The organism is Mesorhizobium xinjiangense (genome assembly GCF_009749525.1).
In the GTDB taxonomy this organism is placed as follows: Bacteria; Pseudomonadota; Alphaproteobacteria; order Rhizobiales; family Rhizobiaceae; genus Mangrovimarina; species Mangrovimarina xinjiangensis.
In genome coordinates, this window is the sequence record NZ_WOAC01000024.1 from 63,415 (window position 1) to 78,938 (window position 15,524).

Annotated in this window: 15 protein-coding genes and 1 tRNA gene; 9 read left to right on the forward strand and 7 right to left on the reverse strand. The window is 63.5% G+C overall.

The genetic code is table 11. The annotated features are described in order from the left end of the window. Positions 1-28 precede the first annotated feature (28 nt). Together GM909_RS21385 and ilvA are read right to left on the reverse strand one after the other, a co-directional pair. Positions 29-577: a DUF1697 domain-containing protein gene (locus GM909_RS21385; protein ID WP_157019254.1), complete on the reverse strand. Its 549-nt coding sequence runs from the start codon at positions 575-577 to the stop codon at positions 29-31. Further along, positions 574-1,848, reverse strand: a complete 1,275-nt coding sequence (gene ilvA, locus GM909_RS21390; RefSeq protein WP_157019255.1) for a threonine ammonia-lyase IlvA — start codon at positions 1,846-1,848, stop codon at positions 574-576. Before ilvA ends, GM909_RS21385 begins: the two co-directional genes overlap by 4 nt. Positions 1,849-1,982: 134 nt before the next feature. Between ilvA and GM909_RS21395 the strand changes: the two genes are divergently transcribed. Further along, on the forward strand, positions 1,983-3,440 hold the full coding sequence (locus GM909_RS21395) for a TrkH family potassium uptake protein (RefSeq protein WP_157019256.1): 1,458 nt from the start codon (positions 1,983-1,985) through the stop codon (positions 3,438-3,440). A 167-nt stretch (positions 3,441-3,607) separates the two neighbouring features. Next, positions 3,608-4,735 (forward strand): alpha/beta hydrolase, encoded by a 1,128-nt coding sequence (locus tag GM909_RS21400; protein WP_157019269.1) that lies wholly within the window; start codon positions 3,608-3,610, stop codon positions 4,733-4,735. 19 nt (positions 4,736-4,754) lie between these two features. On the opposite strand, the gene ade is transcribed toward GM909_RS21400, so the two are convergent. The 4 genes from ade to wrbA all read right to left on the reverse strand — a co-directional run bounded on the left by ade (position 4,755) and on the right by wrbA (position 8,267). Further along, complete coding sequence (gene ade / locus GM909_RS21405; RefSeq protein ID WP_157019257.1) at positions 4,755-6,572, reverse strand: adenine deaminase; 1,818 nt, start codon at positions 6,570-6,572, stop codon at positions 4,755-4,757. 139 nt (positions 6,573-6,711) lie between these two features. Then, the gene (locus GM909_RS21410; RefSeq protein WP_157019258.1) at positions 6,712-7,395 is read right to left on the reverse strand and encodes a hypothetical protein; all 684 of its coding nucleotides are present in this window, start codon (positions 7,393-7,395) and stop codon (positions 6,712-6,714) included. 80 nt (positions 7,396-7,475) lie between these two features. After that, positions 7,476-7,560 (reverse strand) — tRNA-Leu (locus GM909_RS21415). 107 nt (positions 7,561-7,667) lie between these two features. Continuing rightward, on the reverse strand, positions 7,668-8,267 hold the full coding sequence (gene wrbA / locus GM909_RS21420) for an NAD(P)H:quinone oxidoreductase type IV (RefSeq protein WP_157019259.1): 600 nt from the start codon (positions 8,265-8,267) through the stop codon (positions 7,668-7,670). 209 nt (positions 8,268-8,476) lie between these two features. On the opposite strand from wrbA, the gene GM909_RS21425 reads away from it, so the two are divergent. Together GM909_RS21425 and GM909_RS21430 are read left to right on the forward strand one after the other, a co-directional pair. Further along, positions 8,477-9,232: a competence/damage-inducible protein A gene (locus tag GM909_RS21425; protein WP_157019260.1), complete on the forward strand. Its 756-nt coding sequence runs from the start codon at positions 8,477-8,479 to the stop codon at positions 9,230-9,232. A gap of 81 nt (positions 9,233-9,313) precedes the next feature. Then, positions 9,314-10,156 carry a universal stress protein gene (locus GM909_RS21430; protein WP_157019261.1) on the forward strand — a complete coding sequence of 281 codons (843 nt, stop codon included), beginning with the start codon at positions 9,314-9,316 and terminating at the stop codon, positions 10,154-10,156. Positions 10,157-10,375: 219 nt separating this feature from the next. Here GM909_RS21430 and GM909_RS21435 read toward each other — a convergent pair whose 3' ends face one another. Further along, a complete protein-coding gene (locus GM909_RS21435) occupies positions 10,376-11,176 on the reverse strand; it encodes an SDR family NAD(P)-dependent oxidoreductase (RefSeq protein WP_157019262.1) in 801 nt (266 codons plus the stop codon). A 344-nt stretch (positions 11,177-11,520) separates the two neighbouring features. On the opposite strand from GM909_RS21435, the gene GM909_RS21440 reads away from it, so the two are divergent. From GM909_RS21440 to GM909_RS21460, 5 genes are all read left to right on the forward strand, one after another. Continuing rightward, a complete protein-coding gene (locus GM909_RS21440; protein ID WP_157019263.1) occupies positions 11,521-12,555 on the forward strand; it encodes a cysteine synthase A in 1,035 nt (344 codons plus the stop codon). Continuing rightward, positions 12,555-13,295, forward strand: coding sequence for an alanyl-tRNA editing protein (locus tag GM909_RS21445; RefSeq protein ID WP_157019264.1), 741 nt, complete (start codon positions 12,555-12,557; stop codon positions 13,293-13,295). Before GM909_RS21440 ends, GM909_RS21445 begins: the two co-directional genes overlap by 1 nt. A gap of 40 nt (positions 13,296-13,335) precedes the next feature. Further along, a complete protein-coding gene (sseA, locus tag GM909_RS21450) occupies positions 13,336-14,190 on the forward strand; it encodes a 3-mercaptopyruvate sulfurtransferase (RefSeq protein ID WP_157019265.1) in 855 nt (284 codons plus the stop codon). A gap of 44 nt (positions 14,191-14,234) precedes the next feature. Next, positions 14,235-14,717 carry a GNAT family N-acetyltransferase gene (locus GM909_RS21455; protein ID WP_235912009.1) on the forward strand — a complete coding sequence of 161 codons (483 nt, stop codon included), beginning with the start codon at positions 14,235-14,237 and terminating at the stop codon, positions 14,715-14,717. An 81-nt stretch (positions 14,718-14,798) separates the two neighbouring features. Then, a complete protein-coding gene (locus GM909_RS21460) occupies positions 14,799-15,284 on the forward strand; it encodes a DUF1203 domain-containing protein (RefSeq protein ID WP_157019267.1) in 486 nt (161 codons plus the stop codon). Positions 15,285-15,524: the final 240 nt, after the last annotated feature.

Consider the following 15,524-nt stretch of genomic DNA (forward strand, 5'->3'; position numbering starts at 1 on the left):
GTCGGATTAAACCGCGCGCAATGGCGCTTCAGGTGCTGGCGGCGGCCCGCGCCAGTTGGGCCAGGCTTGTCACCGTGTTCCAGTTGCGCGCCGTATTGGGAACGCCGATGCCCTTGTCGAACCGCGCCGCCAGCTTCAAGCGGCCAAAGCCGTCCGGCGTGAGAAGATAGGCCACACGATCGACCACGGCGATGCGCTCGCGGTCCGTTGCCACGGCCCGCAACGCGTCGAGGCGTGCCTCGTCGGGCGCTGCGGCCAGCACCGCTGCGTGCAGGAGCTTGGGCGCTCCCACCGCGTCGGGATAGGGGTTGTTGGCGATCAGCTTATCCCATTCATCGAGCGAGCGCACATGGATGTCCTTGGTGAAGCCGAATTCGCGCGCGCAGATGCGCGTGATCCGCTCCAGCATCTGCGCACGCGGCATATCGGTGGCAAGGAACGCATTGCCGCTGTTGATGTAGGTGCCGGGATTTTCGAAGCCGGCCTCTTCCAGCGCCTCGCGCAGCCGTTTCACCGGCAATTGCGTCGCGCCGCCGACCCCGCGAAACAGGATGAGATAGACGGTTCTGCCACTCATATGATCAGTTCCGCCAGCATCTCGTTGTTGGTGATGTCCTGATAGGCCCAGCCGGCCTCGCGGAAGCGTCGCGCCAACGTGTCGAAATTACGCCGCTCCTTCGTTTCGATGCCGATCAGCACCGAGCCGAAATTGCGCGCCGACTTCTTCAGATATTCAAAGCGCGTGATGTCGTCGTCGGGTCCCATGAGGTCGAGGAAGTTGCGCAAGGCACCGGGGCGTTGCGGGAAGCGAAAGACGAAATATTTCTTCAGCCCCTCGAAACGCAAGGCACGCTCCTTGACGTCGGGCAGCCGTTCGAAATCGAAATTGCCGCCCGACACGACGACCACGATTGTCTTGTTCTTCAACTCCCGCTTTGAAAAATCCTTCAGCGCGTCGATGGCAAGAGCGCCCGCCGGCTCCAGAACGACGCCTTCGATGTTGAGCATCTCGATCATCGTGGCGCAAAGCCGGTTTTCCGGGACGAGATGCACGTCTTCCGCCAGGTGATGCTTCAGCATCCGGTAGGGCTCGGCGCCGATTTCGGCGACCGCCGCGCCGTCGACGAAATTGTCCACCTTGGCGAGCTTTATGCGCCGACCTTCGGCAAGGGCCGATTTGAGGCTCGGCGCGCCCTCCGGTTCGGCGAAAACGAAACGCGGCGCCTGTCCAATCGCTTCGAAATAGCGCGTCACACCGCCTGCAAGCCCGCCGCCGCCGACCGGAAGGACGACCATGTCAGGGGCCTTGCCTGCGGGCAGCTGCGCCGCGATCTCGTGGGCGACGGTGGCTTGGCCTTCGACAATGTCCTTGTGGTCGAAGGGCGGAACCATCCGCGCGCCATGATCATTGGCGAAGGCGAGGGCGGCACGCAGGCACTCGTCGAAGAAGTCGCCGATCAGTCGAATCTCGATGAATTCGCCGCCGAAGATTCGCGTCTTGTCGATCTTTTGCTGCGGTGTGGTGACCGGCATGAAGATCACGCCATGGCGCTCGAAATGACGGCATACATAGGCAAAGCCCTGGGCGTGGTTGCCGGCCGAGGCGCAGACGAAGGAGTTGGCGGCATCGCTTCTGGCGAGTTCCTTGCGAAAGAAATTGAAGGCGCCGCGAATCTTGTAGGAGCGCACCGGCGAGAGGTCTTCGCGCTTGAGATAGATGTGGCCGCCATATTTGTCTGACAGGTGGTGATTGACCTGGAGGGGCGTTTCGGCGAACAGGCCGCGCAGGGTCTCTGCCGCTCGGTCGACGCGCTCGGCGAACGTATCCTTCGTCGTGTGCTTGCTCATTCGTTCGCCGCGCCGCTCCACAGTTGCACCTGTTTGCCCTATCGCATAAACCGTCGCTTCTAGCCAATGCCGGACCGGGGGCGGCGAGGGGGTCGCAGCCGGGTGTCGCGGCGCATTTCGAGGATGTCGTCTCCGTGCAAGCTCTTGCCGTCCGCGCCGCCGTCCATATTGCAGCAATTTTCGGCATTTATCTTTCAGCGGCCATGCTGGTCCCGGCCGCCGTCGATCTCTATTACGGGAACAAGGACTGGCGGGTCTTCGCCTTTTCGAGCTTCTTTCTCGGCGGATTGTCGCTCGCAATTGCGCTGGCGACGCAAGGGCGCCCGCCGGTCGCCTCGTCCCGTTTCGGCTTCCTGGTGGTCAATCTCCTGTGGTTCACGATGGCGCTTGCCGGCTCCATTCCCTTTGTCGCCTCGTCGCTGGAACTTGGCGTCGCCGATGCCGTCTTCGAATCGGTCTCCGGAATCACCACCACCGGCTCGACCGTGTTGACGGGGATCGATTTCATCCCGCCGGGCATCCTCATCTGGCGATCGATCCTGCAATGGATGGGCGGCCTTGGCGTTATCGTGCTCGGCCTGTTCCTGCTGCCGTTTCTCAACATTGGCGGTGTCAGCTATTTCAAGATCGAGTCTTCCGACATCGAAGACAGGCCCTTCGAGCGGCTTTCCGTCTTTGCGCTGAGTATTCTCGGCATCTATTCCGGTCTGACGCTGACCTGCGCGATTGCCTACGCGGCGGCCGGGATGAACGGGTTCGATGCCCTGAACCATGCTATGACGACGATGTCGACCGGCGGCTACTCCACGCACGACGCCTCGCTCGGCTACTACAGTGACAATCTGGCGGTCCTTTGGGTGTCGACACTGTTCATGTTCGTCGGCGGACTGCCATTTTCGATCCTGGTTCTCATGGCCATTCGCGGACGTCTCGACGCGGCCCGCGATCCGCAGATCAGGGTGTTCGCGGGCTATGTGCTCTTCTTCGCCCTCGCCGTCGCGATCTACCTTCGGATTTCGACCGGGGTGCCGTTCTTCGAAGCCCTGACGCACTCCATCTTCAATTTCATGTCAGTCATCACCACGACCGGCTATGCGAGCCAGGACTATTCGACATGGGGGCCTTTTGCCGTGGCCTGCGCCTTCGTAGCGACGTTTCTCGGCGGGTGCTCGGGTTCCACGTCCGGGGGGATCAAGGCCTATCGGTTTCTGATCGTGTTCGAATTGATGGCCAATGGTCTGCGCAAACTGATCTATCCCAACACGGTCATGCCGGTGCGATACGGGGATCGGCGGGTCGACGACGACATGCAGCGCTCCGTCGTCCTGTTCATCTCGGCCTTTTTCGTCATCTGGGCGATTGCCTCTATCCTGCTGGCGGCAACGGGGTTAGATCTTGTAACCGCAATTTCAGGCGCGCTGACCGCGCTGACGAATGTCGGCCCCGGTCTTGGCGAGATGATCGGGCCGTCCGGCAATTTCTTCGGCGTTTCCGATACGGGCAAGTGGATCCTGTGTCTTGTCATGCTTCTGGGTCGGTTGGAGATCCTGACCGTTCTGGTAATCTTCACGCCGGCTTTCTGGGGACGTTGAAACCATTGTTTCTGCTTCGACAAACTCGTGAACCCGACGCGCCGGACAATGCTGGACGGTCCGGCCGGTGGCCGTTATCCGGATGGTTGAGACACAGTGCCAGGCAGGATTTTGCATTGAATCGAACATCCCTGCGCGCATGCCGTCCCGCTTTTGTCGTGCTGGCCATGAGCCTGGCTCTTGCGGCCTGTGCCGGGCGCCCCACCGAGGATCTCCTGTCGAATCACATCCTGCCGGCGCAGCAGTCGCAGATTGCCGACACGCATCGCATCTATGTGGCCACGACGCGGGCGCGCGCATCACGAAATGCCGAGCTCTACACCGGCGACCGCGCCTCGCAACTGAGCTATGCCCGCGTCGATGTTTCCGTGCCGGCCATCCACAAGACCGGTGAGATCGAGTATCCCAAGCTGGGTCCGCGCGACCCGGCCAAATATTTCACCGCCACAAGCGCCGCGACCTATCCCCAGGAGGAGGGCATCGTGGCGGAACTGGCCGAGTCGATCCGCAAGGACGGCGGCCGGGCGCTCGTCTTCGTCCACGGCTACAACACCCGTTTCGACGAGGCCGTCTATCGGCTGACACAATTCGTGCAGGACGCAGACTATCCCGGCGCCCCGGTTCTGTTTACCTGGGCTTCGGGCGGGCGCGTCGTCGACTACATCTATGATCGGGACAGTTCGACCCTTGCCAGGGACGGGCTGGAGCGGACCTTGCGCATGGTCCGCAAGGCCGGTGCGAAGCGCATCGACATCATCGCCCATTCCATGGGCAACTGGGTGACTCTTGAGGCCCTGCGGCAATTGGCGATCACCGGCGACCGCGACCTCGGCGGACGGCTGGGCGACGTCATCCTGGCCTCGCCGGACGTCGATGTGGATATCTTCAAGAGCCAGATGCGGCGCTATGGCGTGCCCGACAAACCCTTCTTTGTCTTGCTGTCGGGCGACGATCGTGCGCTCAACGTTTCCGGGCTCATTGCCGGCAACAGGCCTCGGCTGGGGCGGTATGAGGACGCCGGTGACATTGCGGCCTACGGCGTCACGGTCGTCAACGTGACCAACGTGGAGGCCGGGGACATGGCAAATCACACGAAATTTGCCGACAATCCCGTCCTGGTGACTTTGATCGGCGATCGGTTGCGGCGAGGCGACAACCTCGCGCAGGAGGAGGACGATCTGGGCAACCATATCGAGCAACTGGCGCGCGGCATCGGCCAGACCGCCTTTTCGGCCGCGAGCATCGTCATCACGACGCCGGCGGCACTGGTCGGCGCCGCGGTGAGTCCCCGGTAGGGACTGCCGCGAACCTGGGTCACACGAACAGATCGACCTTGGCGAATTGCGTCACGTCGACGATCCCGACATCCGAAATCCTGAGCTCAGGTATGACGACCAGCGCCAGCAGCGAATGCTGCATATAGGCGTTGTTGAGCGAGCAGCCCATGTCGCGCATGGCACGGGTCAGCTTTTCGGCCTTCTCCGCAACGATCTCGGCGCGTTCATCCGACATCAGCCCGGCGATCGGCATTTCCACCAGCGCCAGCTCCTTGCCCTTGGAAAACATGATCACGCCGCCGCCCACCTGGCCGAGCCGGTTGGCCGCCGCAGCCATGTCCTGCTTGTTGGTGCCCACCACGATCATGTGGTGCGAATCATGCGCCACCGTCGAGGCCATGGCGCAATCCTGCGTATAGCCGAAGCCGGAGACGAAGCCGTTGACCACGGCGCCGGTGCCGCGATGGCGTTCGACAAGCGCGATCTGGCAGACGTCGTTGCGCCGGTCCATGCCGACGATGCCCTTGGCGACCGGCAGATCGGCCTCCAAGGCCCGCGTCGGCGCCTGGTTCTCGATCACCCCGATCACCCGGGCGCGCGCCTCGCGTGTGCCCTTTGGCGCGGCGATGTCGAAATCCTTGGCGGCCAACCGGTGACCCAGCTTGACGGTGTTCCTGGCCGAGGCGGGATAGGACCAGGCCGGTATGTCGATCTCGAGCTGGCCGTTGCGCGCCAGTCGGACGCCGCGCCCGTAGACCTCGTCTATGGTCAGCGCCGCCAGGTCGGAGACGATGAGGAAATCGGCCAGGCGTCCAGGAGCGATCGAGCCCAGTTCGCGTTCGAGCCGGAAATGCTGCGCCGTGTTGAGGGTCGCCATCTGGATCGCGGTGATGGGGTTCAGCCCCTGCGCGATGGCGTGGCGCACCACGCGGTCCATATGGCCGTCCTTGACCAGCGTGCCGGAATGGCTGTCGTCGGTGCACAGGATGAAATTGCGCGGATCGAGTCCCTGTTCGGTGACCGCCTTTACCTGGCTTGCCACGTCGTACCAGGCCGAACCCAGCCTCAGCATCGCCTTCATCCCCTGGCGCACGCGGGCAATCGCGTCCTCGGCCCGCGTTCCCTCATGATCGTCCTCCGGGCCGCCGGCGACATAGCCGTGAAACGGCAGGCCGAGATCGGGCGAGGCATAGTGGCCGCCGACCGTGCGTCCGGCCGCCACGGTGGCGGCAATCTCGCCGCGCATCGTGGCGTCATTGGCGGCCACGCCGGGAAAATTCATCACCTCGCCGAGCCCGATGATATTGTCCCAGGCCATGGCTTCGTTGACCTCTTTCGGGCCGAGCGCCGCGCCGGCATTTTCCAGGCCCGGCGCCGAGGGCACGCAGGACGGCATCTGGACATAGACGTTGACCGGCTGCGCCGTCGCCTCGTCATGCATCAGGCGTACGCCCTCCAGCCCCAGGACATTGGCGATCTCGTGCGGATCGATGAACATCGAGGTCGTGCCGTGGGGGATGACGGCGCGGCAGAACTCGGTCACCGTCACCATGCCGCTTTCGACATGCATATGCGCATCGCACAGGCCCGGCACCAGGTAGCGCCCGGCGGCATCGACCACCCGCGTGCCTTCGCCGATGGCGTGGCTGGCATCGGGCCCGCAATAGGCGAAGCGTCCGCCGGCTATGGCGATATCGGTGGCCGGGATGATCTCGCCCGAATGAACATTGACCCAGCGGCCGTTGCGCACGACGAGATCGGCCTTTTGCCGTCCCATGGCGACGTCGACGAGAAGCGGCGCCACGTCGCTCCATGTTGCGGGTTTGTGGAAGGACGTCTTGGTCTTGGCGGGCATGTGCATTCTCCTGAGTCGAGCGAATGTGCCAAGTCCGGTCGACAAGCGCCAGCCCTGTTCGCGGATTGGCGACGCCGCGCCGGTCGAGCGCCTGAAGGTGCAGAAGGGGTACGGGCGTTTGCCGGGGAGACGTTTGCGCTCAGCGGTAGCAGGATGTGCGCGAGACCCGGCCCCGCGACAGGGCGCTGCGCTCGCCGCAGGCGCTGCCGTCGATCATCAGGTCGTACGGGCACTGGCAGTCGCCGGCCTGTGGCCCGCGTATCGGCGCGCCCCTGTTCACCGCCGCGGACACCGACATGGCAGGCCGCCGGCGGTCTTCGGGTTGCGGCTTTGGCTTGGGCACGGCCGCGGATCTGACAGCGATCTCTGCCTTCGGGCGAGGCACCGGCCGCGAAAGCGCCCCGGTCGCCATCCTGTCCTCCCGGTGGTTTCGAGCATTCGGTCGGCTGGCGGGCAGGGCAACACGCACCGGCAGGCGCGGCCGCGACGTTTGCGCCGGTGCTATGCGATGCGAAGATCCGCCTTTCGTGCCGGTTCGCACCGGAACGTCCTGATGATAAGCCCACGCGCCGGCGGCGAGCGCGCCGACAAGCAGCCATTTGAGCGGAGGAAGCGTGATTCCAGCCATGGCCGCATATTGGGTCGCAAGGCTTAAGGTGGCGTTGACGATACTATCCCTGGCAACGAGCGCAGCGAATATGCCGTGAGCGAAAGGATGATGCGGACGCATCCAGGCCGCGACTTCGGCCCGGGCATTGCCCGCCCCCGCGGAGATGGTGAGCGCAGCGAATTCGTCGGGAGCGAAAGGATGATGCAGACGCATCCAGGCCGCGACTGCGGCCCGGGCATTGCCCGCCCCCGCGGAGACGGTGAGCGCAGCGAATTCGTCGGGAGTGAAAAAAGTGGTGCGGACGCCGGGACTCGAACCCGGAAGGCCGAAGCCGAGGGATTTTAAGTCCCTTGCGTCTACCAGTTCCGCCACGTCCGCGCGCGCCAAGCCGTAGCCGAGCGGTGACGTCCGATCAAGCGGCGAGTGGTCGAGCGGCGCTAATCCGGATTGGGCGGGGAGAGAGGCCTCACCCCGCCCGGTCAGGATCAGCCGTGCAGCTTGATGGCGATCTCGGCGACACGGTGTCCCTGGAACTCGGCGCCTTCCAGCTCCTGCTTGGAGGGCATGCGCGAGCCGTCGCCATTGGTTGTGGTCGTCATGCCGTAGGGCGCGCCGCCGCGCACCACGTCGTTGCCCATCTGCTCCTGATAGGCATAGGAGAGCGGAACGATGACCATGCCGTGATGCTGCAACTGGACCTGCGTCGAGATCAGAGCGAGCTCGGCGCCGCCGTGCTGGGTCGCCGACGAGACCATCACCGAGCCGACCTTGTTGATGAGCGCGCCCCTGGCCCAGAGCGGACCGGTCTGGTCGAAGAAGTTCTTCATCTGCGACGACATTGCGCCGAACCGGCTGGAGACGCCGACGATGATCGCGTCGTAATTCTCGAGCTCGGCCGGGTCGGCGATCGATGCCTCCTGGTCGAGCTTGTAATGCGCCGCCTTGGCGACCTCTTCGGGAACGAGTTCCGGAACCCGCTTGATGGTGACGTCGGCGCCGGCGGCGCGGGCGCCTTCGGCGGCCGCCTTGGCCATCGCTTCCATGTGGCCCCAGCTCGAATAATATAGGACAAGCACTTTCGCCATGCTTCCAGGCTCCTTGTGGTGATTGCGGGATTGCGTTGCACGGCGGGTGCCGTGGCGCTTTGTCGGTTGCCGCACTGCGACGGCTACGCTCCAAGACTTACGAGATCGCACGCCGATCAGAAATCTCCCGATTGGCGACGGATCGTTCACCCATTGCCCGCTTGGGCCGTCGGCGGTATGTGCAAGGGGCGCAATATGAGGACGTTTCGATGCCAGACATTGTGACGGCGGCCATGATCGTGATCGGCGACGAGATCCTGTCGGGCCGGACGAAGGACCGCAATATCGGGCATCTGGCCGAGATGATGACCGCGGTCGGCATCGATCTGGCCGAGGTTCGCATCGTCGCCGACGACGAGGCGGCGATCGTGGCGGCGGTGAACGCCCTGCGCGCGAGCAACACCTACGTCTTCACGACGGGCGGCATCGGTCCCACGCATGACGACATCACCGCCGAATCGATGGCCAAGGCGTTCGGTCTGCCCTGCGAATACGATGCCAAGGCCTATGCGATGCTGGCGGCCCACTACGCCGAGCGCGGCATGGAGTTCACCGAAGCACGCAAGCGCATGACGCGCATGCCGCGCGGGGCCGAGCATATCGACAATCCGGTTTCGATGGCGCCGGGCTTCCACATCGAAAACGTCTATGTGATGGCCGGCGTGCCGGCGATCTTCCAGGCCATGCTGGATACGGTCGTGCCGACCTTGAAGACCGGCACGAAACTTCTTTCGGCGACCATTCAATGCCCGTTCGGCGAAGGCACGATCGGCGACCGGCTGGCGGCGATCCAGAAGACGCACCCCGACACGATCATCGGATCCTATCCCAAATATCTCGACGGCAAGTTCTGGACCGAACTGGTGGTGCGGGCGCGCTCGCAAACCGCGCTGGAAGCTGCGCGGGCCGACATCGCGGGGATGGTCGACGGCCTCGTCGCGGCGCGCGACGGAGGCGCCTATTGATCTCGCGCAACGCGCGGAACCGCGTCGTGCTATTATTCGTTCAACTTCAAGCCGGTGCGCCGGCGAGCGATGGAGAGCGCGGTGGCCTACAAGACGATCGTCGTCGTATTGCAGAATGAGGAAGACGGGACTCGAGCGCTCGAATGCGCCTGTGCGCTGGCGGCGCGGTGGGAATGCCATCTCGTCGGTGTCCACGCCGAGCCCTTGCCGATGCCCATCGCCTCGCCCATGGGGTTTCCCGACGCGACCTTGATCACGACGGGCGAGGAAGCCAATCGCGAACGCGCCGAGAGCCTGGGGCGGCTGTTCCATGCCCGCATGGCGCGTGAGGACTTTTCGGCCGAATGGCGCGCCCTGCAGAGCGTGTCCGGCGACAGTGCCCTGTCGGCCATGGAAAGCGCGCGCTGCGCCGACATTGTCGTCGTGGCCCAGCCAAGCGGCGACATGTCGACCGGCGGTGCGCCTGACATCGACACGTTGATCCAGAGCGGCGGGCGGCCGCTTCTGCTCGTGCCGGCAGGCAGGGGCGGGACGGAGGTGGCGGCGCGCCGTGTCGTGTTGGCCTGGAACGGATCGCGCGAGGCTGCCCGCGCGGCCTTCGATGCATTGCCATTCCTCGAAGCGGCCGAAGAAGTGACCGTTCTCACGGTTGACCCTGTCACCAACAACACTCAGGCGGGCGCGATGAGCGGTGCCGAGATCGCCACCACATTGTCCCGCCACGGCGTGAAGGCAACCATCGAGACCGTGCAATCGGAAGGACGCTCCGTGGCGCGTACGATCGGCGACAGGATCGACGAAATCGGCGCCGACCTGCTGGTCGCCGGGGCCTTCAGCCATTCGCGCATCAAGGAAATGATCTTCGGCGGCACGACCCGTTCGCTCATCGACGAACCGCCCTGCCTGTCGCTCTTGTCGCGCTAGTGGAACGAATTTGACATTCGATACCCACTCGATGTCGACCCCGAGATCGAATGTCAAATTCAAAAGTTCCACTGGAATCATAAAGTTGCTAGTGGTTCTTTTGTTTCCAACATTTGCCCTCAGGGCCGATACAAATGGGATGCAAATGTTGGAAACGAACCATGTTCCAGCATAGTGATCTGGCGCGCAATTGCTGGGCCGCTCGTCCCGGGGATGAGGTCAGGGTTTGCGCCGGCGCTTGTTCATGCCGGTGGCTCGCCCGATCAGGTAGAAATAGAGCCGGTACGGCAGCAGATTGACCAGTTTGAGCGGCCATATCAGCCGGCGCGGCATGGTGACCTCGAAGCCGCCTTTCTCGATCCCGTCGACAATGCGCCGCGCGGCCTGTCCGGCCGGCATCAGTGCGGGCAGGCGCGACCGGCCGGGTTCCGTCAGCGGCGTGTCGATGAAGGCGGGGTTGATGATCTGAATGCGGATATTCAACCGGTCGAAATCGAACTTCAGCGATTCCGCGATATTGTTCAGCGCGGCCTTGGTGGAGCCATAGGCGGATGCCAACGGGACCCCGCCATAGGCCGAAGCGGATCCCATGATGACGATATGCCCGCGCTGGCGTGCTTTCATCCTTGCGGCGATCGGGGCCAGGCAGTTGATGACACCGAAAAGATTGAGCTCGTAGGTCAATCGGAAATTCTCGATGTCGAGCCTTTCGCCGCGCGCTGGAAGGAAGCGGCCCGCATTGAGAAAGGCGAGCGAAACCGGTCCGAGTTCGCTTTCGATCCTGGCAAGTGTCGCCGCTGCCGCCGCCTCGTCGGTAACGTCGCACGGCATGGAGACGATTCGGCCCGAAAGGCCCTCGGCTTCGCTGACGAGCTCGGCAAGCATATCGGCACTGCGTGCGCTCGCGGCCACGACGTAGCCGCGACGGGCCAGATCCAGTGCGACGGCGCGTCCGACGCCGCTGCTGGCTCCAGTGACCCAGGCAGGGCCGTCACCCGGGCGGGCACGATAAAGCCTCATACGCAACTCCCTTTAGACGAACAGATAAACATTCACGACGGTCAGGGCCAAGATGTGTTGCCTAACAGGATTCGGCCCACCTTGTGACCGGCGCAATCGCGTATCGGCGGCGTTGATACACGGGCGCGCGGCCCCTGTCGCTCCCCGGCTATCGGGTGCCGGCAACGAACACCCTGATTTGAGGGCTGCTGCAGGTCGAAAAGCCTTCCATTCGGCGCAATGGAGAAATATCCCTTCTTGAAAGCGCAAGATCGTGTCCTTAGACCAATAGCAGGCTGGAGGAATTCCGGCAGGTAACGGGCGGCGGCCGATGGGCCGGCCGCGGGAAACGCGAAGGACCGGACATGTATCGTACCGTCATCGACGCCATCGGAAACACGCCGCTGATCCGGCTGAACAAGGTATCGGACGAGACCGGCTGCGAGATCCTCGGCAAGGCCGAATTCATGAATCCCGGCCAGTCGGTCAAGGACAGGGCAGGGCTGTTCATCATTCGTGATGCCGAGAAAAAGGGCCTCTTGCGGCCGGGCGGCGTGATCGTGGAAGGCACCGCCGGCAATACCGGCATCGGGCTCACCGTTGTCGCGAAGGCGCTTGGCTACCGCACGGTCATCGTCATTCCCGAAACGCAGAGCCAGGAAAAGAAGGATGCGTTGCGCGTGCTGGGCGCTGAACTCATCGAGGTCCCGGCCGTGCCTTACAAGAACTCGAACAATTACATAAAAGTGTCCGGCCGCCTGGCCGAGCAACTGGCGCGCACCGATCCCAATGGGGCGATCTGGGCCAACCAGTTCGACAATGTCGCCAATCGTGACGGCCATGTCGTCACAACGGCCCAGGAAATCTGGCAGCAGACGGATGGTAAGGTTGACGGATTCGTCTCGGCAGTCGGGACCGGCGGCACGCTGGCCGGGGTTGCGGCCGGACTGAAGGAGAAGAACAAGGACGTCAAGATTGCTCTGGCCGATCCGCTCGGTGCGGCCCTTTATTCCTTCTACACCGAAGGTGTCCTGAAGGCCGAGGGCAGTTCCATCACCGAGGGCATCGGACAGGGGCGGATTACCGCCAATCTGGACGGTTTTACGCCCGATTTCTCCTATCAGGTTCCCGACGAGGAAGCGCTGCCGTTCGTCTTCGATCTCGTGCAGCAGGAGGGCCTGTGCCTTGGCGGCTCGACCGGCATCAACATCGCCGGCGCCGTGAGGCTCGCCCGCGAGCTTGGGCCGGGCCATCGGATCGTGACAATCCTTGCCGATTATGGCACGCGTTATCAGTCGAAGCTTTTCAACCCCGATTTTCTGCGCTCGAAGAAGCTGCCTGTGCCGGAATGGATGGACGCTAAGAGCGCGATCGAGGTTCCGTACGAGGATGTCGCCTGATGCCCCATGTGACTCAAGCCCTTTTTCGCGAAGAACCCTATCTTTCGACCGGTGAGGGCCGGGTGGTCGCAATCAATGAGCGCGGCGGCATCATTTTGAACCAGACCAATTACTACGCGACCTCGGGCGGACAGCCGGGCGACACGGGATTTTTCGAACGCGCTGACGGCTCTAAGATCCAGATTGCGGCAACGGTGACCGGAGAAACCAAGGACGAGATCATCCACGTGCCGGCCGCCGGCGCGGCGATGCCACAGGTCGGCGAGGATCTGGTGCTGCACATCGACTGGGACCGGCGCTACAGGCTCATGCGCATGCACACGGCCTGCCATCTGTTGAGCGTGGTGTGCCCCTTTCCGATCACCGGCGCGGCAGTGGGCGAGGAGGAATCGCGCGTCGATTTCGACCTGCCGGATGCCGGCGTCACCCGCGAAGGCGTGAGCGAGGCGATGATGCAGTTGGTGTCGGCCAACCATCCCGTCTTCACGCGCTGGATCACCGAGGACGAACTCGCCGCCAATCCCGATCTTGTGAAATCGAAGAATGTGCGTCCGCCGGCCGGTATGGGTCGCATCCGCCTGGTCTGCATCGGGGCGGATGGTGCTGTCGACAGCCAGCCCTGCGGCGGCACGCATGTGAGCGAGACGCAGGAAGTGGGCGAGATCCATATCGGCAAGATCGAGAAGAAGGGGCGCGAAAACCGCCGTTTTCGCATCCGCTTCGGGGCGCTGCCGGCCTGAGGGCCAGGAAACCGAACGACGATCGAGGCGTTGAGCGATCATGACCGGCGAGAATTTTTTTGTTACGTCCGATTGGATGGCCGAGCATCTCGGCGATCCCGGCCTTTCGATCATCGATGCCTCTTGGTACCTGCCCGCCCAGGGGCGCGACGCGCGGGCCGAATATGACGCGGCCCATATTCCGGGCGCCGTCTTTTTCGACCAGGACCTCATTGTCGAACCCGAATCCGACCTGCCGCACACCCTGCCTTCGCCGGACGATTTTGCCCGCCATGTCGGTTCGATGGGTGTCGCGGCCGATGATCTGATCGTCGTCTATGACGGTCCCGGCCTGTTTTCGGCGCCGCGGGTGTGGTGGATGTTCCGCATCATGGGCGCGCGCAATGTGCGCCTGCTCGAAGGCGGCATGGACGGCTGGACGAGCGAGGGCCGGCCGGTGACGGCCGAACCGACGAAGATCGCGCCGAATTATTTCCGGACCGACTTCGACGCCGCACGCGTCGCGATGCTCGCCGACATGCGCGACATTGTTGCGACGGGCGCCGCGCAAGTGGCCGACGCCCGCCCGCCGGCGCGTTTTGCCGGCCTCGACCCCGAGCCACGCCCGGGCGTACGCGGCGGTCATATGCCGGGCGCGGCCAATGTGCCGGCCCTGTCGCTTGCCCGCGAGGGGCGGCTGCGGCCGGCAGAGGAACTGCGTGCCGCATTTGAGGATGCGGGCGTCGATCTCGCCCGCCCGGTGGTGACCTCTTGCGGCTCCGGGGTCACCGCGGCGGTGCTGACGCTTGCGCTGGAGACGCTCGGCCATACGGACAACCGCCTCTATGACGGGTCGTGGACGGAATGGGGCGGACGACAGGATACGCCGGTGATCAGCGGGGACGAGCCTTCGTGACAGGCAGGAAAGGCAACCTGGCCGCCCGTATCACGCATCTGGAAATGACCGCGCCGCCTGTCATCCGCGTTCCCATGCCGGTCGGACCGAAGCTCGCCATCATGCAGGTGGGCTCCATTCCGCCGCACTTCTACCGCTATCTTTACGAACAGGTCGGCAAGCCGCATCACTGGATGATGCGCCGATCGCTGAACGACGAACAGCTTGCCGGCGCGCTTCACCGGCCGGAAACGCAGATCGAGGTGCTCTATGTGGACGGGGCGCCGGCCGGCTTTTTCGAGCTCGATCTTTTCGCCGTGCCCGAAAGCGTGGAGATCGTCTATTTCGGCTTGATACCCGATTTCCAGGGCAGGGGGCTTGCCCGCTTCTTCTTGTCCGCCGCGATCTTCGCCGCCTGGTCGCATGATCCCGGCAAGGTCACCATTCATACCAACACGCTCGACAGCCCGCGCGCCCTGCAGATCTACCAGAAGATGGGTTTTGTTCCCGTTGCATGGTCGGAAGAGGACGTGGTGCCCTGGATCTAGTTCAGGATATGCAGGAATCGGGTGGCGCGCTTCTGCCGTATCGACGACAAACGGCCTTGCTGAATATCCAGGGAGGCCAGGATGCTTATCCGCTATATTGCCATGCCCACGGAGCGGGCGAGGGCGCATCAAGCCGGCGCGGTGGACGCCTATGGGCTTCGGCCCGAGCGCCGAATTTCCGACGGTGACGGCGTTCCCTGCCGTCACTGCCTGAAAAACGTTCCGCGCGGCAAGGAATATCTCATCTTGTCCTATCGCCCGTTCGACACCTTGCAGCCCTATGCCGAGACCGGCCCGGTTTTCCTGTGCGCCGAGGCTTGCGAGCGGGCGCCCGAAACCGACGTGCTGCCGGAGATGTTCCGCGCGACACCGGATTATATCGTCAGGGGATATGATCACGACGAACGCATCGTCTACGGCACCGGCGCGGTGATCGCCACGCATCGCATCTGCGCCCGGGCCCATGAATTGCTGGCGCGCGAGGATGTGGCCTATCTGCACATGCGCTCGGCGCGCAACAATTGCTACCAGTTGCGCATTGAGCGGGCCGCCGTGACGCAGGCCTGAATCTGACATTCGACACCCACTCGATGTCGACCCCGTGATCGAATGTCAAATTCAAAAGTTCCACTAGAATCATAGACTTGCTAGTGGTTCTCTTGTTTCCAACATTTGCCCTCAGGGCCGATACAAAAGGGATGCAAACGTTGGAAACGAACCACTAGGAGCCTGTCCAGATAGCTCCGGCATAGGGCTGTTGGCTGAACGATAGTGGGTTCATGCCGCTTGGGCGAGCTTGGTGAGGTT

Coding starts and splice junctions, on each gene's coding strand:
- GM909_RS21385 (WP_157019254.1), bottom strand. CDS start 577: ATGAGTGGCAGAACCGTCTATCTCATCCTGTTTCGCGGGGTCGGCGGC.
- ilvA (WP_157019255.1), bottom strand. CDS start 1,848: ATGAGCAAGCACACGACGAAGGATACGTTCGCCGAGCGCGTCGACCGA.
- GM909_RS21400 (WP_157019269.1), top strand. CDS start 3,608: ATGAGCCTGGCTCTTGCGGCCTGTGCCGGGCGCCCCACCGAGGATCTC.
- ade (WP_157019257.1), bottom strand. CDS start 6,572: ATGCCCGCCAAGACCAAGACGTCCTTCCACAAACCCGCAACATGGAGC.
- GM909_RS21410 (WP_157019258.1), bottom strand. CDS start 7,395: ATGCGTCTGCATCATCCTTTCGCTCCCGACGAATTCGCTGCGCTCACC.
- wrbA (WP_157019259.1), bottom strand. CDS start 8,267: ATGGCGAAAGTGCTTGTCCTATATTATTCGAGCTGGGGCCACATGGAA.
- GM909_RS21425 (WP_157019260.1), top strand. CDS start 8,477: ATGCCAGACATTGTGACGGCGGCCATGATCGTGATCGGCGACGAGATC.
- GM909_RS21435 (WP_157019262.1), bottom strand. CDS start 11,176: ATGAGGCTTTATCGTGCCCGCCCGGGTGACGGCCCTGCCTGGGTCACT.
- GM909_RS21440 (WP_157019263.1), top strand. CDS start 11,521: ATGTATCGTACCGTCATCGACGCCATCGGAAACACGCCGCTGATCCGG.
- GM909_RS21445 (WP_157019264.1), top strand. CDS start 12,555: ATGCCCCATGTGACTCAAGCCCTTTTTCGCGAAGAACCCTATCTTTCG.
- sseA (WP_157019265.1), top strand. CDS start 13,336: ATGACCGGCGAGAATTTTTTTGTTACGTCCGATTGGATGGCCGAGCAT.
- GM909_RS21455 (WP_235912009.1), top strand. CDS start 14,235: ATGACCGCGCCGCCTGTCATCCGCGTTCCCATGCCGGTCGGACCGAAG.
- GM909_RS21460 (WP_157019267.1), top strand. CDS start 14,799: ATGCTTATCCGCTATATTGCCATGCCCACGGAGCGGGCGAGGGCGCAT.